The sequence below is a fragment of the Sorangium sp. So ce327 genome (assembly GCF_051530205.1).
Taxonomy (GTDB): domain Bacteria; phylum Myxococcota_A; class Polyangia; order Polyangiales; family Polyangiaceae; genus Sorangium; species Sorangium cellulosum_B.
In genome coordinates, this window is record NZ_CP150330.1 from 2,760,396 (window position 1) to 2,781,652 (window position 21,257).

Consider the following 21,257-nt stretch of genomic DNA (forward strand, 5'->3'; position numbering starts at 1 on the left):
CTGGGCAGCAGGATGACGGCACGTTCCCACGGCGGAGCGCGGGCGTCGCGGGACCGGGGGCTCCGGTCGGTTCGCGGGTGGCGAGCGCGCGAATACCTCGTCGGCCAGGGACGAATTCGTGGCGCCGGACCGCCGCCATCCGTCGGTGCTCCCGGGATTTCCGGAGGGCGTGACGAGGGATGGTCGCAGCCGCTCGGTGGTCGAGGGCCATGCGGGCGATCCGTTGCTGGAGACGCAAATTCGAGGAAAGAGACAGGCTCTCGTCCGATCCGGCAGACCAGCACCGGGTTCGCTGGGGTCGTCCCTGGTTGCGAGCGAGAGGTCCTGCCGAGACGCCGGGCAGCCTACAGCGCATGCAGAACCAGGGACGAACTTGGGCCTCGTCGCTGGTGCGGCGGAGCAGAGGGTCGCTGAGCCCGGGCCGGGTCGCGCAGCCGGCTCAGTCGAGCGGATCCCCTTCCTCATCCATGGCGACGGCGAAGGGCCCCTCGCTCGGTCCCGCCGGCATGACCCACCGGCCGACCACGGCGTCGGGCGCGACACCGGCGACCTCCGCGATGCGCTCCTGCCAGTGCTCGGACGCCTCGGTCGCGCAGCGAATCACCGAGGACGCCGTCGTCCCCGCCGCCGGCTCGGCCTCCAGCGCCACGGCGACCTCCGTCGCGAGCGCCGTGTCCGCCTCGACGATCACGGCGTCTGGATCGGACCGGCGGATCAGATCCGCGACGCTGGCGGCTCCCGACGAGCCGAGCACGTACGTCCCCACCTGCGCGCGCTGCGCTTCCACGAGCCGGCCCAGCACGTCCTTGCCCGCCTCGCCCAGCGAGGCGAGCTCGAGCGGCACCGCCCGGGCGCGGGCCGAGAGCCCCGCCTCGGCGAGCGCCTTGGCGACGGCGTGCTCATCCACGATCTCGCCTCCGAGCACGGCGACGTCGCCAAAGCGGTGCCGGCGGACCACCTCCCTGGCGGCCAGCGAGGCGCCCTCGTGGAGCGCGATCCCTGCCCGCGCGCACGCGATCCGCACGGCCGGGAGCGCCGCGCGGGACGCCGCCGCGCTGGCCAGCAGCACCGCGGAGATGCCGTATCCCCGCACCAGGTCGAGGCACAGGAGCACGAGGCGGGCCGCCGACACCCGCGAAAGCGTGCCGTAGGGGGCGTGCCGCGTGTCGGAGAGGTAGATGATCCGGTACCCCTGTACGAGCGACGCGATCTGCGACGGGAGGCGCGCGGCGGCGCCGCGCTCGTCGAGAATGACGAGGGTTCGCTGGCTGGATGAGCTCATGACTGGCGTGGGGCGAAATGTAGCAGGTGGAGCTGACCGTTCGGAAGGCGCCCGATCGAGTAGGTGACGCGATTCACGCACGCGCGCTGCGCAGGCTGCCCTGACTGGGACTCCAGCCCTTCTAGCGTCTCCCTGGGCGTGTAGGAGCCCGAGTGCACCTGCCCCGGCGCGAGGGAGCGGAGGGCCGCGTCGTCGCGGGTCATGATGTCCCGCAGCGAGCGCAGCGCCTGGTTGCGCGAGCGGAAGACCGTGTTCGTCTGCTTTGTCGGCCGCGAGGTCGCGAGCGCGGACGGATCCTGTCCCGGGCCCGGCACGTGCGCGCGCGCGTGCCCCACGTTGTTCCCGAAGCTGCGATTCTCGGAGTCCTCCAGCAGCCGCTCGGCCTCGCGCAGCGACGCGAGGCCGAAGGGATCGATCCATGCAAACGGGTTGACCGCATAGCCGTAGTACCCCGACCCCCCGGCCACGCCGAGCGGATCCGGGGAGACGAACATGCCGTCGGCCGGGTCGTAATAGCGATAGCGATTGTAGTAGAGGCCGGTCTCGGCGTCCTCGTACTGCCCAGGAAACCGCAGCGGGGTGCTGGCGCCGCCGTCGCGCGGTGCCTCGAGCCCGAAGGCCTGCCGATCCATCGAGCCAACGATTGCGCCCGAGTCGTCGAGGAGGTGCTCCGGCGTACCGACAGGGTCGTTAACGTAATGAATCCATCGCCCGTCGGCCTCGCGGTGCGCCGCCGGGACGAACGAGTCGTCCGTGAAGCAATAGGTCCGCACCGAGGCCGCAACGCCCCCAGGCGCGGCCGCGCTCTGGCCCGGAGAGCGCGTGATCTCGTGCACCAGGACGTCTCCATCCCACACGAACCGGGTCTCGCGCGCGAGCCGCAGCGCGCCTGCCGCCTCGTCCCGCGCGAGGACTCGCTTCCGGACACGCCTCGCCAGCGGATCGTACTCGAACTCGACGCGGGCGCCGTCCGGCGCATCGACGCGCTCGAGCAGCCCTGCGCCGCTCCAGCCGTAGCGGTAGACGCGCGGCTTGTCCCCTCCTGCGTCCTCGCGCCGCTCGACGAGCCGCCCCTCGGCGTCCCAGCGGTACTCCGTGTTCCCCTTCCGGAGCAGCTTCCCGCCCCTGCCGTACCTGCGCTCCGGAGCGCCGTCTCCCTCGTGCAGGTTGCCCGCGGGATCGTAACGGAACACCTCGCGCCGCCCCACCTCGGGCGTCATCGCGAGCAACTGGCCCACGGGATCGTAGCGGAGCTCCGTCGCCCCGCGCGCGCCGCCGCTCCGCGCCACGAGCTCGCCGGTCGGATCATGGCGGTAGCTCATCAGCGCCACGACGGCGTCGGGCGGCTCACCCACCCACGCCGGATGGCCCGGCGCGGTCGGCGGGCGCTCCCCAGGGCGCGTGAGGCGCTGCTGCGAGAGGCGGCCCAGCGGGTCGTACGAGGTCCCGATCGCGCCGCCGCCCGGGAGACGCCGGAAGACCTCGCGACCGAAGGGATCCAGCCCGTGCTCGATCGACGCCGCATCGTCCAGCACTGTGCGCACGCGCGAGCCCATCGCGTCGCGCGCGATCGCCTCGCTGTGCCCGAGCGTCGTGCGCCGCGAGATCCGGTTGCCCAGCGCGTCGTACCGCGCTTCGACTGCGTGCGCCTCGCTCCCCAGGACCTGGATCTCCTTGACGATCTGGCCGAGCGGATCCCTCTCGAGCTCGATACGCCCGCCGGGCCAGCGCGTCTCGATCAGGTTGCCGAGCATGTCGTACTCAAAATGCTCGTCGCCCGCCGGGGTCGTCCGCTGGACGAGGCGGCCCGCCAGATCGTACGCGAGATCGGTATGCACGGCCGGCCCCGCCGCCTCGACCGCCATCGACTCGCCCGTCGTGACCCGCGTCGGGCGCCCCGCCGCGTCGAGGCGATAGCGCAGTATGCGCCCATCGAACGTGCGCTCCTCGATCAACCGACCATAGATATCGTAAAGGAGCTGGTGCTTCTCCCCGATCTCGTTCACGACCGTGGTGAGCTCGCCCTCGCGGTTGTAGAGCAGGCGGGACACGTGGCCGTTCGCGTCCTTGCGCCAGCAGAGCCGGTGATACCCGCCCCACCCCCACTCGGTGACATGCCCGCTCGGGTTCTGGGCCCGCACGAGGTGCCGCTCCCCGTCGTACTGATACCGCGAGACGCCTCCCTGAGCGTCGATCACCGCGATGAGGTCGCCGCGATCGGAGTAGACGAAGCGCGTCTCGGCGCCCGCCGGATCGGTGCGCCCTGTGACCCGGCCGAGCGCGTCGTACCGGAAGCGCCATACCGCGCCGTTCGGCGACGCGACCGCGATCAAGTTCCCCTGCGCGTCAACCTGGTACGATGTCCTCGCCCCGTTCGGATCAATCCGCTCGCGCAGCAGGCCCCGCTGGTCGGGGCGGTAGGTGGTGGTTTGCCCCAGCGGATTCGCAATGTGCTCCGGGTTCCCCCACGCGTCGCGAAAGATCTGAGTCACCCCTCCATGCGGGTCGGTGATCTTGACGGGGGAGCCCGCCTCATCCCGGACGATCGACGTGCGGGCGCCGAGCTGGTTCGTGTAGCCAACCAGGTTCCCGCGCCCGTCGCGCTCGAAGCGCTCGAAGCCGCCGTCCGGATACTCGAGGACGGCGAGGAACCCGCGCGCGTCGTACACGGCGCGCACGGGTGACGGCCCGGCGTCGTGCGCCATGGTGAGCAGGCCGAACGCGTTGTGCGCGAAATGCCCGACGTGCGTCGAGTCGATGACGTGCGTGTAGTCCTCGTCGAGGTACTCGAAGACGCAGTGGTGGACTCCCCTGGCGGGGTGGCGGCCCGAGGCGAGCACCGAGGGCACGTCCGGGTCCAGGCTCGGATCGGGGCTGGACAGGTAGTCACCCCAGGACTCGATACACCGCCCCTGGGCGTCGTACACGAAATGGAAGCAGAGGCCGGTTCGATCGACGTCGGCGGTGAGCCGGGCCTCGTCGTCATACTCGTAGCGCGCCGAGAAGCCGTCGGCGTCGGTCGCCGCGACGAGCCGTCCGCGCGCGTCGTAATCGTATCTCTCCAGGGCGATCCACCGCCCCTGCTCCAGCGCGTTCTTCACCTCGATCGAGGCGATGTGCCCAGCGCCGTCCCTGCGCACGCGGAGCTTCCGGCCGGCGCTGTCCGTCACCTCGACGAGCTGGCCGTCCTCGTACACGAGCGCGATGCGGTTCTTGTTCCTGTCCTCGATCGCCGTGAGCAGGTAGAGGTGCTCACCGAGCTTCTCCGAGAAGGCGTAGAGTCGCCCGTCGTTTGGGTCGACGACATAGCCCCACGGCTCACGGCGGAGGCGGAAGCCGAACGAGGAGACCACGTCATCGCCCGTGCGCAGCGACTTCGGGAAGGAGACGCGCGTGCCCTGGTCCGTCCAGACGTCGATGGAGCGGCGGCGCTCTTCGACGCGCCAGCCGAGGCTGTGGGCCCATCCCCACCCGAGGCCGACGTCGCGGCGGTGCGCATGGGCGCTGTAGCTGCGCGTCAGCTGGAGCGGCAAGGGTCCGGGCAGCTCGACGATGAGGATGGGATGGGTGAACGCGCGCCCCGTGGCGACGTCGACCGGGTGCGACTTCGTGCCGCAGAGCGGAAAGCGCTGCGGATCCGGGGCGCCCTTGCCGCCGCCCTGCGCATGGTTCCCGCCGCTCCCGACGCCGGCGCCCTGCCGGCCCGCTCCTGCGCCGCCTCCGGGTCCTCCCGATCCGCCGCCGCCACCGCCGCCGCCCATCACGAAGACGCCGGGGTTCATGCCGGGAATGGCCGGGATGTTCGGGACCGGAGCCGTGCGCGCCATACTCTGAGGTTCGCTTGAACGTCCCCCCGAAGACAAGCCAGCAGTTCAGACCCTGCGGAGCTCGACCACCGGCAGCCCGAGCAGCCGAGCGATCGCCTCGTGAACGACCCGGGCTGCCGCGACGTCCCCGAGGGCGACGGCGCGGCTCAGCGTGCTGGCGAGCGAGGCGACGACGGCGGCCCGAGGCGACATCTCGGTCATCCCGAGTTCGCCAGGCGCCAAGCTCGGTGATTGGACCAAGCCGCTTCGCGGCAGCTCCTGTCCCTGCTGAGGTCGATCGCGACGACGACCGCGACCGCGATGAAGACGCCGCCCTCGCGCCCCGCGTAGCCGCCACGAGACCCTGGGAGCCATGGACCTGGCGGCGGCGCTCGGGGCCGCGAGCGAGCTCGATGCTGACGAGGTGCAGGAGCTCGGCGTGAGGCTCAAGAAGATGCTGCGGGCCCTGCTCCGTTAAGCATTGCGGATACCGAGCCGCGATTTCCTGCTGCGGCTCGGCTCCTTGTCTTCGCTGCGGTTGTGACGGCACTCATTGCTGCCGCAGCGTGGATTTTGCCGGTGTTCATTGCGAAAAAAACGCCCGGCGCAGCGCAGGTCTGGCCGCCCGCCACCGCATTCCCTGCCCACCCTGCCGTTCGCGACGCCCCTGCCCGGGCGCCGCGTCCACCAGGAGGGCAGCGATGGGACAGCTCCGCGATCGAATGGCCGAAGACCTGAAGCTGCGGCGATACAAGCCGTCGACATGCGACAATTACCTCCGCTGCGCACGGGCCTTCGTAGCCTACCACCGCAAGCCGCCGCAGCAGATGGGTCTCGACGAGGTGCGCGCGTTTTTGCTCTACCTCGCCGAGCAGCGAAAGATCGCGGAGGCGACGCAGCACCAGTACGTGGCGGCGATCAAGTTCCTCTACGCCACCACGCTCGGGCGTCCGGGGTCGCCGTCGCGATCCCCTGGCCGAAGGTGCCCCAGAAGCTGCCGCCGGTCCTCAGCGGCACCGAGGTCGAGGCGCTGCTCAACGCGATCGGCTCGGTCAAGCAGCGCACGATCGTCCTGACGGCGTACGGTGCCGGTCTGCGGATCGATGAGGTCTGCTCGCTGCGGGTCGAGGACGTCGACAGCAAGCGCAACCTCATCCACGTCCGCAATGGCAAGCTCGGGCGTGATCGGTACGTGATGCTCAGCGCCCCCGTGCTGACCGCGCTGCGCATCTACTGGCGGGCGGAGAGACCGGCTGGACCGGAGCTGTTCCCGGGTCGCAAGCAGGGCTCGGTCATCTCGCACGAGGCGGTGCGCAACGCGCTGCGCGAGGCGGCGAGGCGCTGCAAGCTGCACAAGCGCGTCACCCCGCACGTGCTGCGGCACAGCTTTGCCACCCACCTGCTCGAGCTCGGCACCGACATCCGCGTCATCCAGGCCCTGCTCGGCCACCGCTCCATCCGCACCACCGTCCGCTACGTCCGCGTCAGCCAGGCTCACGTCGGTCGCACCCGCAGCCCGGCCGAAGTGCTCGGCACCCAGGAGGCCAAGAAGAAGCTCGGCTGAGGTCGCGTGCTCACGCATCGCCTGGCGCCGCGGCCCGCGGCGACGGGTAGGCCTCGTCTCGAGGTCGCGGATATCGTCCGCGCCCACGGCGAGGCCTACCTGCGCGCCCACGCCGTCTCCGCCGCCCAGCGCAAGGTCCTGCGCGACATCGCGGCGTGCAGGACCGCGGTGCTGGGCGGCCATGTCGACGTGTGCACGAGCTGCGGCCACGAGCAGCCCTCGTACAACTCCTGCCGCAACCGCCACTGTCCCAAGTGCCAGAGCCTCAGCCAGGCCAGGTGGATCGCCGAGCGGCAGCAGCGCATCCTGCCGACGCACTACTTCCACGTCGTCTTCACGCTCCCGGCCGAGCTGCGCGCGCTGGCGCTCGTCAACCCGCAGACGGTCTTCGGGCTGCTCTTCCAGTGCGGCTCGCAGACGCTGCTCACGCTCGGCCGCGATCCCAAACGGCTCGGCGCCGACCTCGGTGTCACCGCCGTGCTGCACACCTGGAGCCGCAACCTCAGCTTCCATCCACACCTGCACTGCATCGTCACCGGCGGCGGGCTCTCGCTCGACGGCTCGCGCTGGATCGAGGGGCGGCGCGGCTACCTCTTCCCTGTGCAGGTCCTCGGCAAGCTCTTCCGCGGCAAGTTGCTCGCCGCGCTCCGGCAGGCCTATGACCAAGGAGAGCTCGACCTGACCGGCGGGGCCGCCGCGCTGGCCAACCCCGCTGCCTTCGCGGCGATGCTCGACGCGCTCTACCGCAAGCCCTGGGTGGTGTACGCCAAGCCGCCCTTCGCTGGGCCCGAGCAGGTCTTTGCCTACCTCGGTCGCTATACCCACCGCGTCGGGCTGTCCAATCACCGGCTGCGGTGGATGGATGAGCGCGGCGTGTGCTTCCGGACCCGCGGAGACAAGACCGTGACGCTCTCCGCAGAGGAGTTTCTGCGTCGCTTCCTGCTGCACGTGCTGCCTCATCGCTTCGTGAAGATCCGACACTTCGGCCTGATGGCTGCGTGTCACGCCACCACCACGCTCGAGGTGGCACGCACGAGGATCCTGGCGGCGCGAGACGCAGGGCAGCGCGCTGTCCGGGGAGATGAGCACCGGGAAGGCAGCTCTCACGAGCACGAGCCCTCTGCGCGCCACGTCGTCAAGGTCGACTGGTGCACGCTGCTCACCGCGCTCACGGGGATCGACCTGTCCATCTGCCCTCGCTGCGGCCAGGCTGCGATGGCTCGCCGCCCGCTGCCGTCGTGCGTCGTCGCCTCTTCCGCTGCTCCTCCGGACACGTCATGAGCATCGCTGGCCTGGGCAGGAGCAACAACACCACCTCCGTCGCGTGGCGGTCAGGCATCGATCCGCCTTCTGCGCCGTCCATGTCGGCAGCGTGCGTGCTGCTGGGCCTCCGTCGGCATCGCGCTCTGTCTCGGCACGTCTGCGCCCGACGTCGTGGCGGCGGGATGCACCACGCGTGCAAGCCCCGCCGCACCCGCCCTCTGCTGCCTTCTCGGGCAGGATCCCCATAGACCCCGCGACCGCCTCGCCCGGCCGCGAACCGGCCCGGTCCAACCCGACGTTTGCAGGACTGCGCCGGGACCTCGCCGCCGCTGCTGCTCAGGCGCAGTCCCGCAAACGCCTATTCATTGGGCCCGCGTTGGGCCAACACCTTCCGAGGGGCTGCGATCCGTCGCCATGCCCCGCCGAAATGCCATCGATAACGACGGATCGCGCCGGTTCGCCAACGCAAATTCGTCCTTGGGCTTCTTCCCTGGTGCCGGACAGCGGACAACGGAAAGGTCGACAATTTCAATGACTTCACGGGCGCGCCGACGTCGTCGCGGTGCGCGGGGCCTCCCAGGGCGCGCACACGCCTGAACGCGCCAGCGAGGCCTCGCCGCGCCCTCAGGGATAGCGACCGGAACGTACGGCTCACGGCGGGCACCATGGCGCTCGAGGCTGCGCTGCACGGCAGGCCGACCACGGCGACACGGACCTGGGACGCCATGCGGCAGGTGGAACGCTACCCTTGTCGATCGCTGGTCGCGAGGTCGCGCATGCTACTGTCCGTTCCGATCATGGAAGGTTCGATTCTGCGGCACATCGTTGCAAGCGATGGGACGCGCATCGCGTGGCACACGCACCAGCGCCCAGGCGACGAGGTGCAGCTGCGAGATCGAGCGCCCGTCGTCCTCACGAACGGCCTCAGCACGACGGAGAACTTCTGGAAGCACCTCGTCAGCGCCCTCGCAATGACGACCCACCTGGTCCACTGGAGCTACCGGGGTCACGGGCAGAGCGAGATAGCGCGCTCGGGCGACTACGCCATTCGGACCCACGCAGACGACCTTTTACGAGTGACGGAGGCGGTCCGTGCTCGTGGCACGTTCGCCGACGCGCCGGTGCACATCGCCTTTTCCATGGGCGTCACGGTGCTGCTCGAGCTCTATCGCCGCCGCCCAGATCTCGTGCGCGCGATGGTGCTCATCGCCGGCGGCGCCGATCACCCCTACGCGTCGAGCGCCGCCTTCAGGATCCCCGGCGCGCGCACGGCCCTCCGGGTGGCGCTGCGGACAGCGGCCCCCATCATCCCTCGCATGGCGCCGGTCGTGCGCCGCGTCACGGCGTCCAGGGCCCTCTTCCCCCTGGGCCAGGCCGCGGGCGTCTTCGGGCCCGAGGCGCCTCGGGAGGAGCTGGAGCATTTCCTCCGCGCCGTCGGGACCATGGACCTTCGCGCTTACTGGGCGTCTCTGCGGTCGTTGATGGAGGCACGCGCGTCGGACGTCCTGCCCCATGTGCGGGTGCCGGTCCTGGTGATCGCGCCCGAGCGCGACGTGATGGCCTTGCGGGCCGATCTCGACACGCTGCGCGGCCTCATCCCGGGTGCCGAGTGGATGATCGTGCCCCGCACAGGCCACGCGATGCTCCTCGAGGCAGGGGGTGTGGTGTCGGCCCGCATACGGGGGTTCTTGCTCGGCCTGCAGTAGCGGCCACCTCCGCTCCGCAACCTTGCGGGTGGTGGCCGGATTTGAACATGAAGGCGGGAAGAGTGCGACCAGGCAAGGCTGGTCCCGAAGGAAAGGAGTGAGCGGTAGCTTCTGAAATCGGGTTTGCTGTCCAGCGGGTGCGAATCCCGCCCGGCCAAGGTCACGCCCGACCAGCCGGAAGCCAGCCTTGCGACGGGTCCCGTGAGGGGCTCGGCGATGCGTAGGCAGGCGAGCGAGCGAGCCGCAGCGTGTCAGCCACGAAATCCTCCAACGTCCGGGTGCCCAGGGTGTTCTTCCGCCTGAAGGCAACAGCGTCCTACCTCGCAAGGGCGGGAGGGGGACGCACCCGGCGGGGTATCTGGCTGCGGCGCGCAGCAAGAGGACGGCCCAGGCACCTGGGAGGCCCTCGTCTCTCCACGAGAAACGCCGGTACGACGGGGAGCCGGTGATCCGTCCCCGGGGCGAGACACGCCGCGGATGCCCGTGTCTCGCAGCCGAGCCCCAGCGGGCTCCGCAAGGAAAATGCGCATCCGCCTCGCGGTAGGCCCACAGCAAGGGGAACCGGAGCCGAAGCCGAAGGAGACGAGGGAGTCGGAGGGTCCCATACGAGCGAGGACGCGGGCGAACGGAGGGCACCGGAGCCCGTCAAGCAAAGGGGACCCGTGTCGAGAGGAACTTCAGGAGGGAACCATGAGCGCTGCCACGACGGCGAACACCATGTCACCGGGACTGTTGAAGGTAAGGGAGAGGGCGGAGCGAGACCCGGAAGGGGTCCTCCTCGCGCTGGCGCACCTCATCGACGAAGAAGCGCTGCAGCGTGCGTACCGCAGCCTTCGTAAGGACGCTGCGGTGGGCGTGGATGGCATCACGAAGGAGCAGTACGGGCAGGACCTGGAGCGCAACGTCGGCGATCTGCACGCGCGGATGAAGTCGATGCGCTACCGGCACCAGCCCATCCGGCGGGTGCACATCCCGAAGGAACGGGGCAAGACACGACCGATCGGCATCTCGTGCACCGAGGACAAGATCGTCCAGGCCGCGGTGCGGGAGGTGCTGGAGGTCGTCTACGAGCCGGTCTTTCGAGACGTCTCGTACGGGTTTCGGCCCGGTCGCAGCGCGCACGACGCGCTGCGAGCTCTGAACCGGATGCTGCTCGGCGGGGTGGATTGGATCCTGGAGGCCGACATCGAGTCCTTCTTTGACAGCATCGACCGCACGAAGCTGATGGAGATGCTCCAGGCCCGGGTAGCCGACAAGTCGCTGCTGCGGCTGATCGGCAAGTGTCTGCATGTGGGGGTCCTCGACGGCGCGGAGTTTTCGGCGCCGGAGGACGGGACGGTGCAGGGCTCGGTCCTGTCGCCGATGCTGGGCAACGTCTACCTTCACCACGTGCTCGACCTGTGGATCGAGCGCGAGGTCCAACCGCGGCTCGCGGGCAAGGCCACCCTGATCCGTTACGCCGACGATTTCGTCATCGGCTTCGACAGGGAGGACGACGCCAAGCGGGTGATGGAGGTGCTGCCGCGGCGTTTCGAGCGGTACGGACTGAAGCTGCATCCGGACAAGACCCGCCTGTTGCCCTTCGGCCGCCCGGACAACGGGGGACCTGGGAGCGAGGGGCCGGCGACCTTCGATTTCCTCGGCTTCACGCACTACTGGCGGCGAAGCCGATCGGGTCGATGGATGCCGAGCATGAAGACACGCAAGGCGCGCCTCCGACGGGCCATCACGGCCGTCGTCGACTTTTGCCGACGCCATCGGCACTTGCCGGTCAAGGAGCAACACGCCGCGCTCACACGACGCATCGTCGGGCACTGCAACTACTTCGGCGTAAACGGAAACATCCGGAGCCTCGCGCTCTTGATCCGTGAGGCCGAACGGGCATGGCACAAGTGGCTATGCCGGCGGAGCCAGCGTGCGTACCTGAACTGGGAGCGATTCAAGGCCCTGCTGCGGGATTTCCCGCTGCCCAGGCCGAGGATCCGCGTCCAGCTCTGGGCGTCCCCCTGAGCCCTCTCGGCGGAAGAGCCGGATGGTGGAAATCTCCTTGTCCGGATCTGGCGAGGGCCCCCCGGACCCGTCGGTCCGGGGGGCTACTCTACAAACCTCGATGATCTTCCCGCCTTCCCGCCTTCATGTGGAACCTCTCTGAGCAAATGACCGCACCACCCGCGCCCTCCGGAACGCGGTGGGGCCCACCGCGGGCCGTTACTGGCAGGCGGTCCCGTCGGCCAGCGCCGCGCACTCATCCGGGTTCTCGAGCGCGCGGCTCACGTGGAGCAGCCGGCAAGAGACCGTGTCGCCGCCCTCGGCGCTCGCGACGGCGTAGTGGGAATCGTGGGCGGCTCCCGCCATCGTGCTGCACTGGTCCTGGCACGCCGCGCCCCAGCCATCGTACGCCTCGCCGAGGGCCTCCTTGCAGGCCGCCTCGAACAGCGTGCAGTACGACACGCAGTTGCCCGTCGTGCCCGAGCCCGGCTCCTCGACCCCGCAATGGCCGTCTCCGCCCGGCCCCGCGTGCGGGCAGTGGGTGGTCGGCGCCAGCATCGCGCTGTAAGCGTGGTACTTGCGGCAGCCCACGGTGTTCTCGACCCGGTCCTCCGTCGCGCCGGGAGGGAGCGCCGCGCAGACCGAGAGGCATTGCGCTCTCGACTCGTACACGGCCAGATCGCCCGTGCACGAGGTCATGACCACCTGGCAGAAGTCCTCGCAGCTCGGCGCCGTCCCTTCCGGATCGCCGCAGGGCTGCACCGGCGTCAGGCTCGCGTGCGGGCAGTGCTCGTCGGGGTCCACCGTCGCGGAGCTCACGTGCACGAGGCGGCACTGCAGCGTGTCGCCGTCGTGGTTCTCGATGACGTCGAACATGTCCACGTCCTTGAGCCCCGCGCACATGGCGACGCACTCCTCCTCGGTGGCGACCTCGAGCGTGCACGCCGCGGCCCGCAGCGCGCAGTAGCTCTCGCAGTTGCTCCCGCACTCGCCGTCGCCGCCCGGGCCGGCCGCCGGGCAGTGCACCCCGACCTCGCCGGTGGCGCCCGCCAGCTCCGCCTGGCGGGCGCGGCAGGCGACCGTGTTGTCCACGGGCTCCAGGGGATCGCCCGCCGGGAGCAGCGCGCACACGCCCTGGCAGGTCTCCAGCGTGGCATAGACCTGGTGCTCTCCCGTGCAGTTCGCCATCACGTCGGCGCAGTACGACGCGCATTGCTCGCTCACGGGCGCCTGCCCGCCCCCCGTCTCCGAGCTGCCCGGGTCGAAGGTGCGGTCCTCGATGCCGGCGATGGCCTGGCAGCCGAGCCACGCGAGGCTCGAGAGCGGGGCGAGCAGGGCGAGCGACAGGAGCCCTGTCATGCGTCTCATTGGAACGTACCTCCCACGCGCAACCCGACGTTGCGCGCGTCCACGAACGCCCCCACCTGGACGGGCGGGGCCTGCCTCGGCGCGACGACGAACACGAGGACGGCGCCGCCGATCGCCGCCGCCGCCCCGAGCCCGAACGCGACGTTCGACACGGTGGCGGCGCTCTTGGCCTCCTCGGTCAGCGTGACGCCGCGCTCGTCCTCGCACGTGCTGCCGCCCTTGCAGTAGGCCTCCGCGTCGCTGTTCTTCGAGATGGCCTTCACGCCGAAGAACGTCCCGACGCCGAGCCCCACGACGCCCGCGCCGCCCACGACGAGGCCGATCAAGCGCGCCGTGTTGCCCCCGGACGCCGCGGGCGCCGGCGGAGGCGCAGGGGCGCCGAGCGCCGGCGCAGGGCCCGCCGCCTCGGGAGGCCGCGCATCGCCGGGCGCAGGCGGCGGCCCCGCGAGCCGCTTGAGCGCCGGGACATCGACGCTCGCAGGGCCCTTGCTGTCGCCCCCGAGCTTCACGGTCGCCGTCCAGGTCTCGTGGCCCGGGGCGCTCGCCTCGATCGCGATCTCGCCCGGATCCACGGGGATCGCGACGCCGAAGACCGCAGGATCGACCGCCTTTCCGGCGGAGCGCACCTTGAAGCCCTCGATCGCGAGGTTCTCCGCGGCGACGCCGATGCTCAGCTTCGACAGGGCCGGCTCCAGCCGGGCCGCCCTCGCCTGCGCCTTGCGGGCGCGGTCGGCTTGCCCCGCCGCCTGCGACTCCGACATGGCCTGCCGGAACGTGGCCCACGCGCTCGCCGTGCGGCCGGTGTTCTCGTAGCACTCGGCCAGGTAGAGGAGCGTGCCGATGCCCGGATCGATGCGCTGGCTCTGCTCCAGCCTCGGGCACGCTTCTGCGCTGCGCCCCTGCTTCATCAGGTCGAGCGCCGCGTCGAAGAGCGCCTCCGCCGTCGCCTTGTCGGCGGCGCTCGGCTCCGCCCGCGCGGGGAGCCCCCCGGAGATCAACGCCGCGCACAGACCCAGGCCGACGCAGTGTGCGATGCTTCGCTGACGACGTTTCGTACGCCTCATACGTCCCGTGTTCTCCTCCAAGCTGGCCACGACGAGCCTCGGGGCCGTCGCCGGATCGACGCGAGCGCCACGCTCAGCGCCGCCCGCCGAAGTCGCTGATCGAATTGCCCCGCGTCGGCTCCGGGCGCGCGCCCGCGTCGGGCTGCGCGCGCTCGACGGGCCGGCCCGTGGCGGTCGCCCGAGGCGCGCCTGGCTGCGCGGCGAGCGGCGCCGCCGGGCCGGAGGACGCCGCCGGCGGCGCCGCGGGCGCGCTGGAGGAGGCCACCGGCGCGGTCGGGGCCGGCGAACCGCCGGCCACCTCGGGCGCGGCGCCGGTGGCGGCGGGAGCCTCGCGCGCGTCGCCCTTCGCCGTGGCTTCGGAGTCGGGCGCCGCCGCGGCCTCGGCGGTGGGCGCCGCCGTGGCCTCGGCGGTGGGCGCAACCGCGGCAGCGGGGGGCTCTGCCTGGTCGGTGGAGAGCCCGGAGCGCAGGAAGAACAGGGCGCCGAGCGAGGCCCCTGCCAGCAAGGCGCCGGCGGCGATGGCCAGGACGACGCGCGCCCCCTTGTGGACCGTTCGCACCGGATGGCCCGAGTTGCTCCACGAGTTGACCGTGGGCCCCGTCTCCGCGTTGGGCACGGTCGGCGAGGCCGGCACGAAGGACGGCATGCCCGGCGCGAAGGACGGCGAAGACGGCGTTCCCGGCGCGAAGGACGGCGTGCCCGACGCGAAGGACGGTGAAGACGGCGTGCCCGACGCGAAGGACGGTGAAGACGGCGTGCCCGACGCGAAGGGCGGGCCCCCGTGCGGTAGGGACGGGCGCGATCCGGTGCCCTGAGCGCCCCCGCTCGGCACGCCGGTGTGGAGGAGGGACGGCCGCGCGATGTCCGAGGAGCTGCCGAGCATGCGGCGCGCCCGGTCGACGTGCATGTGGCCCGTGGCGGGGCCGAACGGGAGCAGCGCGGCCGCCATATCGCCGACGTTCGTCCACCGCTGCTCGCGCTCCTTGGCGAGGCAGTGCATCACCACGGCGTCCAGCTCGCGCGGGACGTCGGGGCGCAGCTGGGCGACCGGGGCCGCGTTCTCGTAGAGCAGCGCGTGGAAGAGCTGAGCGACGGACTCGCCGTCGTACGGAGTCCGCCCGGTCAGCATCTCGTACAGGATGACGCCGAGAGACCAGATATCCGCGCGCGTATCCACGTCCCGCGCGGAGCGCACCTGCTCGGGAGACATGTAGAGCGGCGACCCGAGGAGCGACGCCGTCTGGGTCAGCGCGACCTGGTCGCGCGATATGCCGAGCAGCGACTTCGAGATACCGAAATCGAGGACCTTGATGACCCGATCGCCGTCGGGCCGGAGCGAGAGGAACAGGTTGGCCGGCTTGAGATCGCGGTGCACGATCCCCGTGGCGTGCGCCTCGGCCATCGCGTCGAGGGCCTGGAGCATGTACCCGACGGCCTCCATCACGGGCAGCGGACCGCGCGCCCGGATCTCGTGGGCGAGGTCGTTCCCCTCCAGGAACTCCATCACCATGTAGGGCATCCCGCCCTCCAGCGAGCCGACATCCAGGACGCGCGCCACGTGCTCGCTCTTGATCCTGGCCAGCGCGCGCGCCTCGCGCCGGAACCGCTCCGCCGGGTCGCCGCCGTCCGACCGCAGCGAGTGCAGGAACTTCATCGCGACCCGCTGCTCCAGCTCCAGGTGCCACGCGGCGACGATCGTGCCCATCGCACCGGCGCCAACGATCTGCTCCACGCGGTACTTGCCCGCGAGGACGTCGCCCACAGCAACGGGAGCCATCGCCATGGGCCCTAGGCTAGCCGAGATCCACGAGATCACATACTTCGGCGCGCCGCGATCTGCGCGCAGGGCGGAAATCCCTCGTCGACGCTTCCCCTGCGGCGGAACCGTGCGTCTCGGCGCGTGGTGGGCAGGCATGACACCCGCGCCGGCGAGATCTCACCGGCGTTCCAGCGCGACGCCCTCGACGCAGCGCCAGCGGTCGGTCGGCCCCCCGACGGCCCACAGCTCGAGCCGGTCGGCCCACCATACCTCGTGCGCGAGCGCAAGCACCCGAGGATCCGCGGCGAGCTCCTTTCGGCGCGCGGCCGGCAGCTCGCCGTACGCGAGGCTCACGTGCGGGCGAAAGGGGGCCTCGCTCGCGTCCGCGCCGAGCGCCGCCTCGGCCGCGCGGCGCAGCGCCGCCAGCGGCTCGGACGGCGTCACGTCGAGGAACACGCACTGGTGGCGGGTGTCGCCGGTCGCGGGGCCCCGCGCCTCGAGCGCGACGGGGCGGAGCGCGCCGCCGTCGCCGCGCAGCCTGCCGAGCTTCGCGGCCAGCGCGCCAGCGTCGCCGCGCAGGCCGCCGAGCAGGGTGAGGTGAGGCGCGAACGCCGGGCCCCCGGTCTCCCGGGCGAGCGCCTCGATGAGCTCCTCGAGCCGCGCGGCCGGCGCTCCGCCGGGGATGAGCCACAGAGCGAACGCTGTCTCTTGCGCCATGCTCAGCCGAGCGCCGCGTGCAGGTGCCGGTAGAACGCGTCCGCGGCCCCGCCCTCGGGGATGCCCGCCGATCCGCCATCGTTCAGCTCCACCAGCATCCAGCCGCCCCCTTCCTTCTCGGCGACGTCGGCCGCGTAGAAACGACTGCGCACGCGGTCGAGAACGGGCGCGAGGACGTCGGCGCTCGGCGGCTCACCCGGATAGGCGCCGTCGGCCCAGTACGGCGCCGAGTAGAACGGCCGGCCGTCGAGCACGAAGAAGCGATGCTCGTTCACCAGCGGAAGCCTGCTCTTCGGGTGCAGCCCGATGCGTCGCAGCTCGACGAACTCCCGGAAGACGAGCCCGCCGACGACGTGGTCGTCCTGGAGGCGGAGGAAGTTGCCCACGACGCGCCGCACGTTGGCCTCGTCGTCCGCCGCCGGGATGAAGCACGCGTCGAACCACTCGTGCTTGCGGGACTTCACATAGTCCTTGAGGATCACGGCGCCCGAGCCGAACGCCTCTCGCACGTGAACGACGACGGCCTCGAGGTCGAACGTGGAGCCCGGGATCCAGATCGACCGCGCTGTGTGCTCGGCGCCGCCGATCGCCTCGTACCACTCGGGCAGGTGATAGCAGTGCTGGTACGCTGCCGGCTGCGTGATCAACCGCCGGCCACGCGCGGCGACGACCTCGCTCATGCATCGATAAGCATCGAGGCCCAGGATCCAGCCGCGGTAGATCACCTCGCCCGGGCCTTCCGGAACCCGGCGGAGCTTCACGTCGCCGCCGAGGAACACCTCGAGGTCGATGAGGCCGACGTCGAAGCCGGCGCTGGCGGCATGCCGGGCTTCCTCCTCGAAGGCGCTGTCCGGCGCGGTCGGGTGCAGCGGGCTGCTCGGAAACAGGACGAGCGGGGCTGGGAGCATCTCGCAGACTCTATACGATGGCGCGATGGTCGTCACGAGGGTGTAGATCGGGCGATGACCGCGCGATCTTCAGCTCGGAGGTGGCTCCGTCGGCTTGTCGGGCGGGAGAGAGAGCAAGAGAGAGTACACAGGGAGACGGGGAGACGGGGAGGAGATATATCGAGAGACCAAGGTGGAGAGGCGAGAGGTGGGGACCATCCTTCGCGTCTGCTTGCTCGGGGTCGACGGCTTTCAGATCGCTCGTCCGTGGCCGTCGAGCTCAGCGCTGGGCTGCTCCCTCGACATCGATCCACGCTCCGCACATGGTGCAGAGCTTCACCGAGGCATCGAGCAAGAACTCACAGTTCGAGCAGTACCTCTTTCCATCGGGACGCGGCGGCATGGGCGGGCGGGGCGACGGCGGATTCCAGTTCCACACGATGGGCTCCGGCGGCAGCCAGGGCGGTGGAGCTCCCTCCCAGCCGTTCAGCGCGATCGGCGCGCCCGTCCTGTCGCCCGGCGCGCAACGCAGCGCCGGCCCGCCGAGCTGGTCGCGCCGCGCCCAGAAATCGCCGTTGCTCATCCCGGACCGCAGCTCCGTGCCGTGCACGCTCGAGGGCAGGAGCGGCCGGTGCGCCCCCGCCTCATCGCGGTAACGGACCGCCTGGCCCTCGGGCTTCAGGGCCGAGCCAAAGGCGATGTGGTGATCGACCTCGACCGTCGCCTGGAGATCCGGCGGGTTGCCGTCGTGCGCGTCGAGCGCGGGCGCGAACAGCCACTCCGGGTACCTGGGCTCGTACCACCACAGGAGCGGCTCGGGCTTGAGGTTGCCGTTCCAGCAACAGACCGCCACCGGCCAGCCGGGGTAGTAGGCCTCGAACGCCTGAAGCAGGCGATCGTTGATCGCAGGCCGCTTGGGCTCCGGGACCTGCCCGAGGACGGAGAGCATCGCGCGCGGCGACTCGGCGAGCACCACCGCATAGCTGCCCACGTCGAAGACCACGGCCCGGGCGGCGGGGGGCGCGCCAAACGGCGGCGGGCCATAGCTTGGCGGGATCGGCCGGCGCGTCGCCTGGCGGATGTCCTCGAGGAAGGTGCGGAACGGGCGCGTGTCGACCGCGTTCTGCGGGCCGAGCCGCGTGGCCGGGATCGGCAGGATCATGGCGTTCGGGCCGGAGGTCGACGCCGTGTTCTGGTAGGCGAGGACGTGGACGTAAAGGCCGTTCCACTGCGCATCGCCGGCATAGAGGAGGGTGCTGGAGAGCCTCGCGGGGGAGAAGGTGCAGCACATGGTCGCCGCAGGATACACGAACAGGAGCCGTTCACCCCATGGCCCCCGCGCGGCGCCCGGTCACCTGCCCGCGCGCGGGTCCAGCCGGAGCCCTGCGCTGGCGGCACGCCGGGAGTGAGCTGTCAGGCCGCGGCGAGCGCGCTGACCATGACGTAATACCCATCAGGATCGCGGAGCGCGAACTCGCTGGTGCCGGTACCGGGGTTCAAACGGGGTTCCTCTTCCAGTCCGGCGACGAGGGCGCGTGCCCGAAGCAGCGTCTCATTGAAGTCGTCCACACGAAAGAACAAGAGCAGCCCATTGCCAGGCTGAGCGTGATCGGGGCTGGTCAGCGGTGGATGCTCGTGGGCTCCCCACTGGTGCAGGCAAAGCAGGACCGTTCCGTCGGAGTCCAGTATTTGCCCGAAATTATCATGAGCGGGCTTCGTCTCCGGTTGACCAAACAGCGACTGATACCACTTGAAGCTACGAGCAACATCAGCAACACCGATGATTGTCCACGTGCGTTTCATTGCTTCCTCCTGCGGCCTGGCGTCGGCCGATGCGCCGCGGGCGCCCCAGGTGCCCGTCGGGTCCACCGGCAGGTTGGGCGGCGTCAGCGTGCACCTGGGCGTGCCCCCGCGAGCTGTCGCGTGAGCTCCGCCGCTGGCACTTCCTTGCACCCGCTGGCGTTTTGCCCCGCCCAGAGCGGCGAGAAGTCGCCGCTGCCCTGGCTTTCGGCCTTGGCGCGCAGGGGCGCGATGGCCGACGTCGCCAAGGGAAAGGCTGGCACGGCGCCGCTCATCGGCCCGAGCTCCCTCATCAGGCGGTTCACGATGCCCCGAGCGGGTCGCCCGGTGAACAGGTTGGTGAGCGCCGTGATGCCGGCTGCGCCGCTCGCGAGGGCCGCGCGATGCACCCTGCTCGTGGTGGCCTCCGGGCACAAGAGGTAGGCCGTCCCGACCTGCACGCCGGCCGCACCGAGCGCGATGGCGGCTGCGACACCCCTCGGGTCCGCGATGCCGCCCGCGGCGATGACGGGGATCTTCACGGCGTCCACGATCTGCGGCACCAGCGCGAAAGTGCCGAGCTGGACGCTGAGATCGTCGGACAGGAAGCTGCCGCGATGACCGCCCGCCTCGATGCCCTGGGCGATGACCGCGTCGACGCCGCGCGCCTCCAGCCAGCGCGCCTCGTCGACCGTCGTGGCAGAGGACAGGATCCTCGCGCCCGAGCGGCGCACCCGCGAGAGCAAGGCCTCCGAGGGCAGGCCGAAGTGAAAGCTCACCACAGCAGGCCTGAGCTCGTCGAGCACATCAGCGGTCTCATCGCTGAAGGGCAACCGGCCGGGGCCGGTCGGGATGGCGCTTGCATCGACGCCGAGCTCGGCGAAGTACGGCGAGAGCCGGGCACGCCAGATCGCTTCTTGCTCGGCGTCGGGCTCGGGCCGCGTGTGACAGAAGAAGTTCACGTTGAACGGCCTCGTGGTCTGCGCTCGGATGGCTGCCAGCTCCTTGCGCAGGGCGTCCGGGCCCAGCACGGCGCCGGGCAGCGAGCCGAGCCCACCAGCGCTGGAGACGGCGACCGCGAGCGCGCTGCCCTGCACGCCGGCCATGGGCGCCTGGATGATTGGAAGATCGATCGCAAGGAGCTCCTGCAGCGTCGTCATGAGAATCTCCAGATCCACGGCCGAAGCAGAGTCCCGCTTTTGTCCTTTTTCGCCTAGCAGAGAGCGTGCGGCCGTGGGACCCGAGCGTAAGCGAAGGGCCCATCGGTGGCAACGCCGGGTTGGACGGCACGTGCTCACCTGCACGATGCGCTACGCGTTCCTCTGCCAGTACGAAGGTCGGCATGAGGTATCGGGGATGAGCGTGGCTCGGGCATTCGGGCCTGGATCTCCGAGGGCGCGCTGAACACCGTCAGTTCTCTCGCAACGAACCGGGGCATCGCTCTTGCGGTAGGACTGGGAGCTGGCTTCGTAATCGAGGTGCCACGTGACGGACCACGTCGATCCATGGGCCCTTGCAAGCCAGTCCGGGACGCCAGTCGCCAGATGTTAGTTTGTCTAACTATCCGTCGATTGGTCGGCCGAGGCCGCAGGACGAGGTCTGTCCAGTGGACAGTTCGGTAAGTCGTTCAACATGGTCGTGGAGCAGAGCCGTCCGATCGCGGCTACGCGAGAAGGAGCGCGCGGGGGACTTCCCCGTTGCCCAGGGGACCCTCTCGACCCTGGCCCCACAGCCCGAGCGGCTCGCGACTCAGAAGGTGCCGCCGAGGCCGAAGGTGGCGCCGCCGGGCGCGAAGCCGATCTGGGGCTCGAGCCGGAGGCGGGTGGAACGATGGCTCTCCGGCTCGCTTTCCTCGTACGGGACCACCATGCCGCTGAGGCTCACCACGAGGATCTCAGGGGTCTCGGCGCCGAGGGCGACGGGCACGAGCAGGAGACTCCCGCCGAGCACGATGACGTGCTTCCACCCATACCAGACGAGCCGCGACGTGCGCTTCGTGCCCGGGCCGTGATTCCCGGGCTGCCGTGGGCCAGCGCGCCAGCCGTCGGGCGGCGGGGCGTGGCGTACGCGGGC

At 70.7% G+C, this 21,257-nt stretch carries 17 protein-coding genes; 5 read left to right on the top strand and 12 right to left on the bottom strand.

What is annotated here, in order from left to right; all coding sequences use genetic code 11:
- Positions 1 to 439 precede the first annotated feature (439 nt).
- Genes WME95_RS10455 through WME95_RS10465 form a run of 3 tightly spaced genes read right to left on the bottom strand, consistent with a single transcriptional unit; the run spans position 440 to position 5,301 of the window.
- Positions 440 to 1,282, bottom strand: coding sequence for a hypothetical protein (locus WME95_RS10455; RefSeq protein WP_437908255.1), 843 nt, complete (start codon positions 1,280 to 1,282; stop codon positions 440 to 442).
- Entirely contained in the window at positions 1,279 to 5,109 is a 3,831-nt protein-coding gene (locus tag WME95_RS10460; protein WP_437908256.1) for an RHS repeat-associated core domain-containing protein, read from the bottom strand. Before WME95_RS10460 ends, WME95_RS10455 begins: the two co-directional genes overlap by 4 nt.
- 45 nt (positions 5,110 to 5,154) lie before the next feature.
- A complete protein-coding gene (locus WME95_RS10465) occupies positions 5,155 to 5,301 on the bottom strand; it encodes a hypothetical protein (protein ID WP_437301705.1) in 147 nt (48 codons plus the stop codon).
- 509 nt (positions 5,302 to 5,810) lie between these two features.
- Between WME95_RS10465 and WME95_RS10470 the strand changes: the two genes are divergently transcribed.
- The 5 genes from WME95_RS10470 (at position 5,811) to ltrA (ending at position 11,631) form a co-directional block, all read left to right on the top strand.
- Positions 5,811 to 6,164, top strand: a complete 354-nt coding sequence (locus WME95_RS10470; RefSeq protein ID WP_437910971.1) for a site-specific integrase — start codon at positions 5,811 to 5,813, stop codon at positions 6,162 to 6,164.
- A complete protein-coding gene (locus WME95_RS10475) occupies positions 6,071 to 6,652 on the top strand; it encodes a tyrosine-type recombinase/integrase (RefSeq protein ID WP_437908257.1) in 582 nt (193 codons plus the stop codon). Before WME95_RS10470 ends, WME95_RS10475 begins: the two co-directional genes overlap by 94 nt.
- A gap of 6 nt (positions 6,653 to 6,658) precedes the next feature.
- Positions 6,659 to 7,933 carry an IS91 family transposase gene (locus tag WME95_RS10480; RefSeq protein ID WP_437908258.1) on the top strand — a complete coding sequence of 425 codons (1,275 nt, stop codon included), beginning with the start codon at positions 6,659 to 6,661 and terminating at the stop codon, positions 7,931 to 7,933.
- 779 nt (positions 7,934 to 8,712) lie between these two features.
- A complete protein-coding gene (locus WME95_RS10485) occupies positions 8,713 to 9,621 on the top strand; it encodes an alpha/beta fold hydrolase (RefSeq protein WP_437908259.1) in 909 nt (302 codons plus the stop codon).
- Between the two features lie 690 nt (positions 9,622 to 10,311).
- Positions 10,312 to 11,631 carry a group II intron reverse transcriptase/maturase gene (ltrA, locus tag WME95_RS10490; protein WP_437908260.1) on the top strand — a complete coding sequence of 440 codons (1,320 nt, stop codon included), beginning with the start codon at positions 10,312 to 10,314 and terminating at the stop codon, positions 11,629 to 11,631.
- Positions 11,632 to 11,829: 198 nt separating this feature from the next.
- Here the strand turns inward: ltrA and WME95_RS10495 are convergent, their stop codons facing one another.
- The 9 genes from WME95_RS10495 to WME95_RS10535 form a co-directional block, all read right to left on the bottom strand.
- Entirely contained in the window at positions 11,830 to 12,978 is a 1,149-nt protein-coding gene (locus WME95_RS10495) for a hypothetical protein (protein WP_437908261.1), read from the bottom strand.
- On the bottom strand, positions 12,975 to 14,042 hold the full coding sequence (locus WME95_RS10500; protein WP_437908262.1) for a hypothetical protein: 1,068 nt from the start codon (positions 14,040 to 14,042) through the stop codon (positions 12,975 to 12,977). The genes WME95_RS10495 and WME95_RS10500 overlap by 4 nt, the downstream gene beginning before the upstream one ends.
- Before the next feature lie 73 nt (positions 14,043 to 14,115).
- The gene (locus WME95_RS10505; RefSeq protein ID WP_437908263.1) at positions 14,116 to 15,819 is read right to left on the bottom strand and encodes a protein kinase domain-containing protein; all 1,704 of its coding nucleotides are present in this window, start codon (positions 15,817 to 15,819) and stop codon (positions 14,116 to 14,118) included.
- Positions 15,820 to 15,978: 159 nt separating this feature from the next.
- Positions 15,979 to 16,518, bottom strand: a complete 540-nt coding sequence (locus WME95_RS10510; RefSeq protein ID WP_437908264.1) for a 2'-5' RNA ligase family protein — start codon at positions 16,516 to 16,518, stop codon at positions 15,979 to 15,981.
- 2 nt (positions 16,519 to 16,520) lie between these two features.
- Complete coding sequence (locus WME95_RS10515) at positions 16,521 to 17,426, bottom strand: ATP-grasp domain-containing protein (RefSeq protein ID WP_437908265.1); 906 nt, start codon at positions 17,424 to 17,426, stop codon at positions 16,521 to 16,523.
- Positions 17,427 to 17,685: 259 nt separating this feature from the next.
- Complete coding sequence (locus WME95_RS10520; protein ID WP_437908266.1) at positions 17,686 to 18,696, bottom strand: hypothetical protein; 1,011 nt, start codon at positions 18,694 to 18,696, stop codon at positions 17,686 to 17,688.
- A gap of 122 nt (positions 18,697 to 18,818) precedes the next feature.
- On the bottom strand, positions 18,819 to 19,208 hold the full coding sequence (locus tag WME95_RS10525) for a VOC family protein (RefSeq protein ID WP_437908267.1): 390 nt from the start codon (positions 19,206 to 19,208) through the stop codon (positions 18,819 to 18,821).
- Positions 19,209 to 19,291: 83 nt separating this feature from the next.
- On the bottom strand, positions 19,292 to 20,344 hold the full coding sequence (locus tag WME95_RS10530) for an NAD(P)H-dependent flavin oxidoreductase (RefSeq protein ID WP_437908268.1): 1,053 nt from the start codon (positions 20,342 to 20,344) through the stop codon (positions 19,292 to 19,294).
- A 589-nt stretch (positions 20,345 to 20,933) separates the two neighbouring features.
- Positions 20,934 to 21,134 carry a hypothetical protein gene (locus WME95_RS10535; protein WP_437908269.1) on the bottom strand — a complete coding sequence of 67 codons (201 nt, stop codon included), beginning with the start codon at positions 21,132 to 21,134 and terminating at the stop codon, positions 20,934 to 20,936.
- Between the last annotated feature and the right edge of the window lie 123 nt (positions 21,135 to 21,257).